Below are 12,714 nucleotides of genomic sequence, written 5' to 3'. Positions count from 1 at the left end.
TGCTCTGCCATAGGAAAACCCACCCAACCTTAATTTATGTGGACTTGTAAATTAAATTTTACCCAGCTAATAACTTGGGTTTATAACTAATTACAATTTTAATCTTAATTTAAAATGTGTCATCAGCCATTGTGCCACAAATTATCCGCCATTCTGCCTAGACACCGGGTGGAAGCGCGCTAAAATTAGATAATTCCCGCAAGCAGGCGACCGGGATTTGTTAGAAAAATAAACAATTAGCTTAAAATCCATGCAGAGGTCCACTAATTGAACCCATGAGTCAGACCATCCCAGAACTCCAAAAAGAAGTCCGCGCGCTGCAAGCAGAAGTTACCGCCCTGCAAGAGTCGCGGGAAAAACTTGGCGTAGAGCGCTCAGAGTGCCGAGTGGCAGTCAGTTTTCCCAAAAATAATACTCCTGAAGCCATTGCCGAGTTCCACCAGCAAACTGCTGCTTTTGGGGAGCAGTGGTTGCAGCAAATCCAGGAAATTGACCGAGAGACTAAAAATATTGAAAAGCAACTGCAACAAAAACAGGCTTTACTCAATTACAAGCAAGGTGAACTAGAAAAATTGCTGGCCGGAGAGCACTGGCAAGAACTAGAAAACAAAGTTCAAACCGGGGAAAAGCGCTTGCAAACACAAGCTCGCAGAATCAATCAAGCAGCAGCGCAGCTAGAGGCAGAAATCCAAGCTTTAAAAGCACTCTATGACCAACTAAATCCGAGTTATTCCGAGTGGTTTCAACAACCAACTCAAATAGTCAAATTTTCTGCAACAACTATTCCTTACGCTGTTCCAAGCAGCAGCGGGTTGATATTGGAGAATAAGGAGATTGAGTGGGAAAAAAAGTAGTTTTGACTTGTAAAATTTCAAGATAAATTAGTGATTTGAATGTCGCCGTCGAACGCTCCAATAAGCAACACAGATTCGACGGCAACATCCCAAGGCTTTGACCTGCTTTTTTATTAGATAAAAAATACAAAAATGCCTCGGGCGCAGTTAATTTTAAAATTTTTGAGTTTCATTTTTTGAAACAGGTTTATTTTTAACTCTGGTGTCAATCTAAAATCTAAAATATAACTGTTCTGGGCGCATCAACCGGTTTTTACAAAAAAACTTTGTTGCAGCCCTCGCTTCCGCTAAAAAACCCGGTTTATGAGAGCGAGGAGTGCGTAAGCCCTGTCTAACATCTCAAATAGACTTACTGATGAAACAATTGATTTGGATAGCGCTATTTATTCTGGTTGCGGTGACGGCTGTCGGCTGGGGTTCTGACTCGTGGCAGCGGTTGTCGGCTGTACCGGAAGTTTCAATCGATCGCAATATCCACACTTCCCAAAACCCGTCTCCCTTACCGCTTCCTGCTGAAAAAAATGCAGTTGATCTGCCCCAAATTGACCAGTCCCGGTTGTGGAAACACGTCGAGACTTTAGCAGGAGAACGCGATGGAGAACGCTCTCGCTCTTTTACTAGAGACTACATTTCTCAGCAATTGCAAACATTAGGATTTTCCGCAGATTTGCAGCGGTTCGATCGCGGAATCAACGTCTTCGCTGAGAGAACAGGTACTGACTCAAACGCCGGGGCAATTTTAGTGGCAGCACACTACGATACTGTACCAAACTCCCCAGGCGCTGACGATAATGCGACGGGAGTTGCAGTAGTTTTAGAAGTAGCAAGATTGCTGGGTTCTCGCCCCACGCCTCGGACATTGCAAGTAGCATTTTTCGACCGGGAAGAACTCGGACTTTTAGGCAGTTTAGCATTTACAGGTAGCGAGGCGCGGTTAAAAAATTTGCAGGGAGCGATCGTCCTGGATATGGTAGGTTATGCCTGCCGCACGCCCGGATGCCAGCAATATCCCGAAGGATTGACAGCGCAACCTTTTCTAGAAGCATCGGGGGTAAAATCTCCCGACAAAGGCGAGTTTATCGCTGTGATTGGGGATGCGGAACATCCGCTGCTATTGAAAAGTTTTGCGGAGTCTGGAAAAGCCGATTTACCGCCGGTGGTGGCGCTGCCTGTTCCCCTGAAAGGGTTGCTGACTCCCGATGTTTTACGTAGCGACCACGCGCCTTTCTGGTATAAAGGAATTGGTGCTGTGTTGGTGACGGATACTGCAAATTTGCGATCGCCCCATTATCACCAATCTAGCGATACATTAGCAACTATCGATCGACCTTTTTTCGCCGGTTCTGCTCAAATTGTTGTTAATGCCGTGGCTAAATTATTGGAAATTAGGTAATTGGTAATCAGTAATTCTACTCGTTACCAGGCTCTGCCTGGTAACGCATATCCGGAGGCTCGACCTCCAATTTTCCCACGCAAAGCAAGCGAGGCAGAGCCTCTACAAATCGGTTCCTAGGCCGAGCCTAGGAACCAGCTAAAACCAGCTAAATAACAAATAACTAATAACAAATAACTAATAACAAATAACAAATAATAAATGACTAACAAAGAAATACTGCAACGGCATTTACTGCAACTAGACAATCGAGGCTACAAAGCATACAAAGACATTCAAGGTAGTTACGATTTTTCAGAATTTAGATTAATAATTGATTACGTGCAGGGAGATCCGTTTGCTTCTCCCAGTAAATTTAGAGTCAGAGTTCCGCCAAACATTGCTCAAATTCCCCGCGAACTTTTCAATTCTCGCAGTCGAGAAATAGCCTTGCGAGATTACCTAACTCGCCAGTTTGACCAAGCAGCACACAGCATCAGCAGCAAGCGCGGCACTGGGAAAAGTGGTATGATTGCAGTGACTCGCTTCGGACAAGAAGTTTTAGAGCGCACTTCCGCATTTATTACCCCCCCAACCCCCCCTTACCAAGGGGGGGAGAAAATCTCTATATCCCCCCCTTACCAAGGGGGGGAATTAGGGGGGGTAGAACTGCGATTTGCCGTCGGACTTCCAGCGGGCGGACGCAGTATCTTAGGGCGACAAGCTGCTGAAATGCTGTGCGAAGATATTCCGCAAATTGTCAGTAAATCTCTGAAGTATGCTAACTTAAATGCTGCGGAATGTCGCCGTCACGTTGAAACTGTAGAAGATGCTGACTGGCTGCGGCAGCAGTTAGCTGAAAAAGGATTAGTTGCGTTTGTTGCTGACGGTTCTATTTTACCCCGCCGCAGCGGTGTTGACCATCGCCCTTTGTTAAATAATGCTGTGGCTTTTCAATCGCCGCCGTCGTTAAAAGTTGAGTTTAATTGTCCCAATCGCGGTTTGATTTCGGGTATGGGTATTCCGGCTGGCATTACTTTGATTGTTGGGGGCGGCTATCACGGCAAATCAACTTTACTCAGGGCGATCGAGTTGGGAGTTTACAACCGAATTCCGGGAGATGGTAGGGAATTTGTGGTGACTAATCCGGCGGCGGTTAAAATTAGAGCAGAAGATGGCAGAAGTGTGGCGGGAGTTGATATTTCGCCTTTTATTAACCACTTGCCGCAAGGTAGAGATACTGCACAATTTTATACTGAAAATGCGAGCGGTAGTACGTCGCAAGCTGCTAATATTATTGAGGCTTTGGAAGTGGGGAGAAGGAAGAAGGAAGGCACGACACGGATTTTGACACGGATACACGGATTAATTTATGAAGAGGATTTAGTGCCTGTTTTATTGGTGGATGAGGATACGGCGGCGACGAATTTTATGATTCGCGATCGCCGAATGCAGGAACTCATCGCTAAGGATAAGGAACCGATTACGCCGTTTATTGATAAAGTGAGACAATTGTATGCGGATTATGGCGTATCGACTATTTTAGTCATGGGCGGAAGCGGCGATTATTTTGATGTGGCGGATACTGTGATTGCACTGGATAATTTTAAAGCATATAATGTGACGAAAAAAGCTAAAGAAATTGCTAAAAATTACTCTATTAGCCGCGCTGCTGAAGGGGGAGAAAATTTTGGTAATATTACTTCAAGAGTGCCGATTCCTGCTAGTTTAGATCCGAGTCGGGGACGGCGAGATGTGCGGGTGAAGGTGCGGGATGTTGATGAATTGGCTTTCGGAACTGAGGATATTGATTTGGGTTCTGTTGAGCAAATTGTGGACAGCGGACAGTTAAGGGCGATCGCTGCGGCAATGGTTTATGCTAAGCAGCAATACATGGACGGGAAACGCACTTTGTCGGAAATCATAGATTTGGTGATGGCAGATATTGACGCGCAGGGGATGGATATTTTATCGCCTTTTCCTGAAGGGGATTTTGCCATTTTTCGACGGTTTGAATTGGCGGCGGCAATTAATCGGCTTCGCAGTTTGTCGGTTGTTGGTAAAATGACGGTTGACGGTTGACGGTTGACGGTTGACTGTTGACTAATGACTAATGACTAATGACTAATGACTAATGACTTCCACTTTTTGATATGCTGACAAAGTGAGTGCAAAAACCGCGATTGAAGTATGACAGGCAATATAGGACAACTGACTGCTTTAAGCGATCGACCTTATATAGTATTAAGCAATCAAGGGGAGGTTTTACAGTTAGAGTTAAAACAGCAGCAGCACGTATTGGGGCGCGATCGCACTCGTGCCGATTTAGTCATTCCCGATGCTTGGCGGGCAGTTTCCGGCGTTCACGGTGTTTTGCGCCAAATTGGGGATAATTACTGGATTTACGACGGTGACGGGCAGCGGCCGAGCACTAATGGCTTATTTGTCGATCGCACTCGCATCACTCCCAATGACGGTTATTGTCTGAAAAACGGCACAGAAATTAAAATCGGTCTAGATCCTCAAAATCAAGTTTTGCTGACTTATTTTAATCCGCTGGCGAATCAGGTTGCTGTCCCTAGCAAGCAGTCAATTCTTCTTAAGAATCGGTCGGTTTTGTTGGGTCGCGATCCAAACGCTTCGCTGCAATTAGATGCGCCGCTTGTTTCTAGACGCCACGCCACAATCGACCAAGACAGTCGCGGCAATTATATTTTGCGAGACCACAGCGTTAACGGGGTTTTTGTTAATGGTCAGCGAGTGACAAATTCTGTACAGTTGTCCGAGGGAGATGCAATTCGGATCGGCCCGTTTACTCTAACTTACCGCAGCGGTGAGTTACAAATGCAAGACCGAGGCAATCAAATTCGTTTGGATGCTGACAGTCTGGTGATTCCGAAGCGTTTGGATAACATCACTTTGGCGATCGAACCGGGGCAGTTTGTGGCTTTAGTCGGCGGTAGCGGCGCTGGCAAATCTACTTTAATGCGGACGCTTTTAGGCATCGAAAAAACTACTAACGGCGCTGTGTTTCTCAATGGCGACAACCTGCGCCAAAACTTCAATATTTACCGCAATCAAATCGGTTACGTGCCTCAAGATGATATTGTGCACGCAGATTTGACAGTAGAAGAAGTCTTGAGTTATGCAGCTAAATTGCGCTTACCTCCCGATACAGATGTCAATCAGGTAGTCGCCAGAACTTTAGAAGATATTGAAATGACTCACCGTCGCAAGGCTTTAGTAAAACAACTTAGCGGCGGACAGCGGAAGCGGGTCAGTATTGGAGTTGAACTGTTAGCAGACCCGAAACTTTTCTTTTTAGACGAACCGACTTCAGGACTCGATCCGGGTTTGGATAAGAAGATGATGCAACTGCTGCGAAAGTTGGCAAACCAAGGCCGGACGGTGATTCTGGTGACTCACGCGACGGCAAATATCACGATGTGCGATCGTATTGTTTTTATGGGTCGCGGCGGACGCCTCTGTTACTTCGGCCCGCCTGCGGAAGCGCTCGATTTTTTCGATGTCAAAACAAGTGATTTTGCAGACATTTACAACGAATTAGAAACAGGAGAAACCAACGTTCAAAGCTGGGCAGAAAAGTTTAATAAATCTCCCTACTATCAGCGCTATATTGTCAACCACTTCAGCACAGGCAACGCTAATGCAAAAACGCCTTCAGCACCTTCTGCACCCAAATTTCAATCTTTTGTAAAACAACTCGTTTTGCTTGCCCAGCGCTATTTTCAACTCGTTTCCCGCGACTTAGTTAACTTAAGTTTAGCTCTTTTAACGGCTCCGATAGGCATTAGTTTGCTACGGCTGGCCGTCAGAGATAAAGACCCGTTAATTGGAGCGCCGGAGGCAACTTTAGCACCTTTGGCGTTGCGAGTTTTATTTGTATTTACCTGCGCGGCGATTTGGGTAGGACTGGCAACTTCTCTGCAAGAAATTGTTAAAGAATCAGCTATTTATTTGCGCGAACGTTTGGTCAACTTAGGATTGTTTGCTTATTTAGGTTCAAAACTTTTTATACTTTCCGGTTTGGCAGTATTGCAAACGCTGTTAATGGTAGGAGTTATTCTGAGTGCGTTTAAATCCCCCGAACCGAGTTTTATTTCCTGGCCTGTGGGAGCAGGTATTACCACATTCCTAACTTTGATGAGCTGCATAAGTCTCGGATTAGTCGTTTCTGCGATTGTTAAAAATAGCTCTCAAGCTAACAGCGCTTTGCCTCTATTATTGCTGCCTCAGATTATTTTTTCGGGAGTTTTGTTTAAGATGGAAGGCGCGGCGAGCAAGTTTTCTTGGCTGATGTTAAGCCGCTGGTCTGTGGGTGCTTACGGCTCTTTAGTTAATGTGAATGGGATGGTCCCCGCACCTACTAGATTACCGGACGGCAGCATACTTCCTCAGCCGTTTGAGCCTACTCCTGTTTACGATCCAACATGGGAAAATTTGGGTTTGAACTGGGGTATTTTATGCGTGCATATTTTTGTTTATTTGATGTTGACTCTGTGGTTGCAGAAGCGGAAAGATATTCTATGAATTATTGGCTGATGAAGTCGGAACCGGATGTTTACAGTATTGCGGACTTGAAGGGCGATCGCACGTCCATTTGGGATGGCGTTCGCAATTATCAAGCACGCAATTTTATGCGAAAAATGAGTCGGGGAGACTTAGTATTTTTTTACCATTCTAATACTAAATTTCCCGGTATTGTCGGGTTAGTGCGCGTCGTGGAAACAGGGATTGCTGATCCGAGTCAGTTCGATATGAATAGCGAATATTATGATGCTAAATCGCAGTTTGATGCTCCTCGCTGGCAAACTGTGAGAGTTGAGTTTGTTGAGGAATTTGCTAAGTTAATATCTTTGGATGAACTGAAACAAAAGTTTAGCGCTGATGAGATTTTGCTGGTGAGGAAAGGCAATCGGTTATCGGTGATGCCGGTGTCTGAAGGTGCTGCTGAGAAGATTTTGAAGATGACATAACTATAGCTAAGTAGGGTGCGTCAGCAGAGCATTATTTTTTCAAAGATTTATAAGCTTAAAGCTGACGCACCCTACAATTATTAACTAAAGACCGGCCGCACAAACAGCCGCACCAATTAACCCTACATTGGGATTCAAAACCAATCGAACTGGCATCATTTCTAACAGCGAATCCATCCGGCCTTTGTGCGTAAAAGCTCGCATAAAACCCCCTTCTTCAATCAGCGGCAAAATCTTAGCAGCAATGCCGCCAGCTACGTACAAACCGCCGTAAGGTAACAGTGTCACAGCCAGATTTCCCGCCACTGCACCGTAAGCTTCTACAAACATTTGCATTGTTTGTTCGGAAAGCCGATCGCACTTTTTGAGGGCCGCCTGTGCAATTGTCGCCCCCGGATCGACAGTCTTTTCAGTTTTACCGATTTCTGACTCCCATTTTTTGATAACTTCCCCTACCTCCGACGATTCAGGAGCAAACTTTCTGTCCCGCAAAAACTGGTAAATTGAAACAATCCCTTGTCCCGAAACCACACGCTCAATCGATATCCTTTGAATGTCGTGTTTTGCTAACAAATATTTCAGCAATTCAAACTCCAACTCCGAACGAGGAGCAAAGTCACCGTGTCCCCCTTCCGAAGAAAATACCCTGATGCCATTTGCCTCCGGAATTCCAAAACAATTTCCCAAACCAGTACCCGCACCAATAACAGCAATTGGATCGTGTTGGCGGGGTTTTCCGACTTGCAAAATGTGCAAATCTTTAGCATCCAAACCCCACACGCCGTAGCCAACCGCAACAAAATCATTAATTAAACTGACGCGGGATATTCCTAATTCTTGTTCCAGACGCTTCGCATCCAGCATCCAAGGCAAATTAGTCAGTTTTGCAGTGTTATTAACCACCGGGCCTGCGATCGCAAAACAAGCTTTTTCAGGCAATGGCGCAAAATCCAATTTCATAGCAGCTTCCGTCAAAAACTGCTGCACCATCGGTACTAAATCGGGAAACTCTCCGCTGGGATAGCGGAACTCGTAAAGAGCTTTCATGTCACCGTTAACAGTCCTTTCCACCAATCGCAAAATAGTCTTAGTTCCGCCAATATCGCCCGCTAATAATAATGCCATAAATCTCTTTTTCACCCAAAGATAACATTCCCCATTTAAACACCCACAGTATTAATTGCCAACCAAGCCCGCAGCACCTCAGCCACAGTCCAAGCTTGAGCCGTGCAGCCTCGCGGCGAGTGGGGGGCGTCACCCTCAAAAATTTCGCCCAGACTGCCAACTCCATCGGCTGTTATATGATGTGCCATCGGTTCGAGGAATTCCATCGCTTGTGCTGGGTCTTTGTATACGTGTAAGTGCGCCAAGACAAACGGGCCAATCAGCCAGCCCCAAACTGTTCCCTGGTGGTAGGCGCTGTCGCGCTGCAATTGGTCGCCTCCGTATGCGCCGCGATACTGCGGGTGCTGCGGCGAGAGGCTGCGGAGGCCGACAGAAGTGAGCAACTGTTGAGCGCAGGCGTCCACCACGCCACGCTGCTGGATGGGCGTCAGTAACGGTGTATAGCGGGTTTCCTGGCGCATCCCCGCTGACAAGGAGTTGGCGGAGTGAGGAGGAATCGAGTCTAGGGGCAGGGATACGGTGAATATTTGGTTGGGCCGCAGCGAGGCATCGTGTCCGTCTGGGCCGTCGAGAACGTCGTAACAGTAACCGGTTGAGGCGTTCCAGAAGCGAGGGAATCCGGCGGCTGTTCGATCGCCCAATTGCTGGTATTCATTGTGAGGCTTGCCCAATTTTCGAGCAAAACTTGCCATAGCTTGTATAGCATTGTACCAAAGCGCGCTGAGTTCGATCGGCTTACCAATCCGAGGCGTCACCACCCAATCCCCGATTTTCGCATCCATCCAAGTCAGTTGCATGCCCTTCTCGCCGGCGTAGATTAAACCGTCATCGGGATCGACGCGAATATTATACCGAGTTCCCTGTATGTGCCAATCAACAATCTCACATAAAGCAGGCCAGAGTTCGCTCAAAAGTTCCTCGTCCCCGGTGGCATCGATATAAGCGCGAATTGCCTCAAAGTACCACAGAGTGGCGTCTGCGGTGTTGTATTCCGGTGCGCCGCCCGCATCCGGGAAGCGGTTCGGCAGCATCCCCCGATCGACATACCGCGCAAAAGTCCGCAAAATCGATCGCGCAATTTCCCATCGCCCGGTACAGATTGTGAGGCCGGGTAGGGCGATCGTCGTGTCGCGGCCCCAGTCGCTGAACCAGGGATATCCGGCGATAATCGTTTTGCCTTCGGTTTCCTCCGGTAGGGGGCGGCTGACGATAAATTGGTCGGCGGCGAGCACTAACTGATTGATCCAGTCGGGAGATTCGCTAACTTTTGACCAGTTTTGCAGCAGTTGTTGGTCATAAGTGCGACGCCATTCTAAAGCTGTACCGCCGTTGAGTTCGGTATTTTTCTCCGTGCTGGCTATCAATGTCAGAGAACTTCCCGGTGCGATCGTCATGTGAAAAGTCGCCGCGTGCAAGTGATCCTCGCTGCAGTCCAATCCGCGCCGCTTTTCGGCTGCCAAATCAAATCCGTAGTACCAATTGTATAAAGACGCAGAGACTCGAAATTGTGCCTCTGGTGCGGCATCCGTCAGCAGGTACAGGGGTGCAGACTTGGGAAATGCCGTCACGCAAACCCCGCGTTCCAAGGTTTGTAGGCTCATCTGCCAGTCGCCGGCGCTTGTGGTGTGGTGGTAGTCGCGATAGTTGATCAGGGCTTTGACAGCGAGGGCGATCGGTTGTGAGGCGCGGTGCAAGCGGTATTGAATATATGTTGTGTTAGCACCTTGCTGCATCCAAATCCGCTTTTCCAGGATAGCGTCGGCGAGAGCAAACCTCCAAACAGGCGTCGTGCCTTCGAGGTGAAAGCTTTCGATGTAGTTGTAGCCGTGGGGTTCCATCGTCGCGTCGGCCCAGCGGTTTGTATAAAGCGGATAGGCGCGATCGTGATACACAGCCGTCTCGTCCAGCTTGGCGAGCATCAAGGTGCGTCCCAGCGGGGGTTTGAGGGCGGCTACCAGCAAGCCGTGATAGCGGCGGGTGAGGAGATTTGCGATCGTCCCGCTAGCGTAACCGCCGATCCCGTTTGTGACCAGCCACTCGCGAGACTCCGCCGAGTCGAGATTGCAGCAGATTTCCCGTCCAAAAGCCATAACCATAAAATCCACACTCGCACTGATTTTTTACCTACCTTTAGGTAGATTTTCGACATGATCTCAACTAGAAATATCAACCCTTGCAGGTCGTTAATTTGGCGATCGCCCCCGTGCCGATTCATGCTCTAATTTAGACATAACTAACAGCTACTTTTGCCCGTTACACGATTTTAGCCTTTGATGCCTCTGTCTAAAGTTAGTTGTTTGTTATATTAAGTAATATTACCGTCTAAACAGGCGCTGAACGTTAAGGGCAAGCATTTGATAGCGCGTCGGGCGATCGAACTACAAACCTATTTTATAAGGAGAACAGCTCAAAGTGAAGATAGGAGCAAATTACCTCGGCAATAACCAATGTGAATTTACCGTTTGGGCGCCCACCCTCAAACAAATCGCAGTCCAAATTGTTTCCCCAAAACAACGCCTGATACCCCTGCAACAATCTGCCGAAGGTTATTGGCAAACCACAGCTACAGACATCGAACCAGGAACCCTTTACACTTACCAAATCGAAGGGAAAACCGACCGACCAGACCCAGCCTCAAAATATCAACCCCAAGGCGTACACGCTCCGTCGCAAGTAATAGATGAAAATATCTTTACTTGGACTGACACAAATTGGCAAGGCGTGCCGCTAGCCGAAATGATTATTTACGAACTGCACGTCGGCACATTCACCCAAGCCGGAACATTTGAAGCAATAATTCCCCAGCTCAAACAACTTAAAGAATTGGGAATCAACGCCATCGAAATAATGCCAGTAGCCCAATTCCCCGGCGAGCGAAACTGGGGATATGACGGCGTATATCCCTACGCTGTTCAAAACTCCTACGGCGGCCCCGAAGGCTTCAAAACACTCGTCAACGCCTGCCACGAACACGGCATTTCAGTAATTCTCGATGTAGTTTACAACCACCTCGGCCCCGAAGGAAATTATCTCAGGGACTTCGGCCCCTACTTTACATCAAAATACGGCTCAATTTGGGGAGACCCCCTCAACTTCGACGATGCCTACAGCGACGGCGTGCGTAACTACTTTATTGAAAACGCCCTCTACTGGTTTCGAGACTATCACATCGATGCCCTGAGATTAGATGCAATTCAAGCAATATTTGAAGTAGGTGCCAGACCTTTTTTACAAGAACTATCCGATGCCACAGCCGATATTTCCCAAGAACTAGGACGGCAACTTTACTTAATAGCCGAAAGTGACTTAAATGATGTCCGCACAATACGTTCTAAAGAACTCGGTGGCTTCGGATTAGACGCCCAATGGTGCGATGATTTTCACCACGCACTGCACGCCTTGCTCACCGGAGAAAACGACCGATACTACCAAGATTTCGGCAAGTGCGAACACTTACAAAAAGCATTCAAAGAAAGCTTTGTTTACTCCGGCCAGTACGCCCCCCACAGAAAGCGGAAACACGGCAATTCTGTTAAGGAGGAACCGGGTCATAAATTTGTGGTGTTTGCCCAAACCCACGACCAAATCGGCAACCGCATTTTGGGAGACAGACTCTCGAAAATAGTTGATTTTGAAGGATTGAAACTGGCAGCCGGCACAGTCTTAATTTCTCCCTACATTCCCTTCTTTTTTATGGGAGAAGAATACGGAGAAGAAACACCGTTTTTTTACTTCGTTTCCCACTCGGACGAAAACTTAATTGAAGCTATCCGCAAAGACAAACAACAAGAATTTAAAATCTTTGAAGGCCGAGGCGAGTTTCACGACCCCCAGAGTCCTGAGACTTTCGATAAGTGTAAGTTAAACTGGGAAAAACAAACCGAAGGCAAACACAAAATCCTTTGGGAATGGCACCAACATTTGATTCAACTGCGGCGGACAATACCAGCCCTTAAAAAACTCGACAAAAACAGTCTAGAAGTATCCAGCATTGAAGCGGAAAAAATCTTATTTCTACGTCGCTGGACAGATGACAGCCAGATATTCTGCATTCTAAACTTCAACACGCAAGATGTAGCTTTTACGGCTACACTTCCCCAAGGCAACGGTCACAAAATTTTAGATTCTGCTGATGTAAAATGGATGGGTTCAGGTTCTAGCTTGCCTGAAAAGATAACTTCAGAGCAAAAATTGACCGTTAAACCGCACAGTTTCGCACTCTACGAATTAGAATAATTAAAAGTCGAGGCAGAGCCTCAAATACAGGCGTTCCTAGGCAGAGCCTAGGAACAAGAAACGGGAGGCAGAGCCTCTCTCATTCCCAGGCATAGCCTGGGAATGCAGTTCAGGAGGCTCTGCCTCATAT

General features: G+C 47.2%; 8 protein-coding genes. 6 read left to right on the top strand and 2 right to left on the bottom strand.

Annotated features, from left to right (window positions below; all coding sequences use genetic code 11):
• Positions 1 to 275: 275 nt before the first annotated feature.
• The 5 genes from QUA43_RS06790 to QUA43_RS06770 all read left to right on the top strand — a co-directional run bounded on the left by QUA43_RS06790 (position 276) and on the right by QUA43_RS06770 (position 7,223).
• The gene (locus QUA43_RS06790; RefSeq protein WP_333372168.1) at positions 276 to 854 is read left to right on the top strand and encodes a hypothetical protein; all 579 of its coding nucleotides are present in this window, start codon (positions 276 to 278) and stop codon (positions 852 to 854) included.
• 355 nt (positions 855 to 1,209) lie between these two features.
• A complete protein-coding gene (locus QUA43_RS06785; RefSeq protein ID WP_333372166.1) occupies positions 1,210 to 2,247 on the top strand; it encodes a M28 family peptidase in 1,038 nt (345 codons plus the stop codon).
• Between the two features lie 201 nt (positions 2,248 to 2,448).
• Complete coding sequence (locus QUA43_RS06780; RefSeq protein ID WP_333372164.1) at positions 2,449 to 4,308, top strand: ABC-ATPase domain-containing protein; 1,860 nt, start codon at positions 2,449 to 2,451, stop codon at positions 4,306 to 4,308.
• Positions 4,309 to 4,416: 108 nt separating this feature from the next.
• On the top strand, positions 4,417 to 6,777 hold the full coding sequence (locus QUA43_RS06775; RefSeq protein ID WP_333372162.1) for an FHA domain-containing protein: 2,361 nt from the start codon (positions 4,417 to 4,419) through the stop codon (positions 6,775 to 6,777).
• Positions 6,774 to 7,223 (top strand): EVE domain-containing protein, encoded by a 450-nt coding sequence (locus QUA43_RS06770; protein ID WP_333372160.1) that lies wholly within the window; start codon positions 6,774 to 6,776, stop codon positions 7,221 to 7,223. The genes QUA43_RS06775 and QUA43_RS06770 overlap by 4 nt, the downstream gene beginning before the upstream one ends.
• 84 nt (positions 7,224 to 7,307) lie before the next feature.
• Here QUA43_RS06770 and QUA43_RS06765 read toward each other — a convergent pair whose 3' ends face one another.
• Positions 7,308 to 8,348 (bottom strand): glucokinase, encoded by a 1,041-nt coding sequence (locus QUA43_RS06765; protein WP_333372158.1) that lies wholly within the window; start codon positions 8,346 to 8,348, stop codon positions 7,308 to 7,310.
• Between the two features lie 35 nt (positions 8,349 to 8,383).
• Positions 8,384 to 10,444, bottom strand: coding sequence for an amylo-alpha-1,6-glucosidase (locus QUA43_RS06760; RefSeq protein WP_333372269.1), 2,061 nt, complete (start codon positions 10,442 to 10,444; stop codon positions 8,384 to 8,386).
• Positions 10,445 to 10,760: 316 nt separating this feature from the next.
• Here QUA43_RS06760 and treZ point away from each other — a divergent pair, with 316 nt between their 5' ends.
• On the top strand, positions 10,761 to 12,584 hold the full coding sequence (treZ, locus tag QUA43_RS06755) for a malto-oligosyltrehalose trehalohydrolase (RefSeq protein ID WP_333372156.1): 1,824 nt from the start codon (positions 10,761 to 10,763) through the stop codon (positions 12,582 to 12,584).
• Positions 12,585 to 12,714: the final 130 nt, after the last annotated feature.

The sequence above is a fragment of the Microcoleus sp. N9_B4 genome (genome assembly GCF_036701635.1).
Classification (GTDB): Bacteria; Cyanobacteriota; Cyanobacteriia; order Cyanobacteriales; family Microcoleaceae; genus Microcoleus.
This window is presented reverse-complemented; position numbering and strand designations above follow the sequence as displayed.

What these genes read in the sequence shown, in the direction of transcription:
- QUA43_RS06790 (WP_333372168.1), top strand. Translation starts at nt 276, where the DNA reads ATGAGTCAGACCATCCCAGAACTCCAAAAAGAAGTCCGCGCGCTGCAA.
- QUA43_RS06785 (WP_333372166.1), top strand. Translation starts at nt 1,210, where the DNA reads ATGAAACAATTGATTTGGATAGCGCTATTTATTCTGGTTGCGGTGACG.
- QUA43_RS06780 (WP_333372164.1), top strand. Translation starts at nt 2,449, where the DNA reads ATGACTAACAAAGAAATACTGCAACGGCATTTACTGCAACTAGACAAT.
- QUA43_RS06775 (WP_333372162.1), top strand. Translation starts at nt 4,417, where the DNA reads ATGACAGGCAATATAGGACAACTGACTGCTTTAAGCGATCGACCTTAT.
- QUA43_RS06770 (WP_333372160.1), top strand. Translation starts at nt 6,774, where the DNA reads ATGAATTATTGGCTGATGAAGTCGGAACCGGATGTTTACAGTATTGCG.
- QUA43_RS06765 (WP_333372158.1), bottom strand. Translation starts at nt 8,348, where the DNA reads ATGGCATTATTATTAGCGGGCGATATTGGCGGAACTAAGACTATTTTG.
- QUA43_RS06760 (WP_333372269.1), bottom strand. Translation starts at nt 10,444, where the DNA reads ATGGTTATGGCTTTTGGACGGGAAATCTGCTGCAATCTCGACTCGGCG.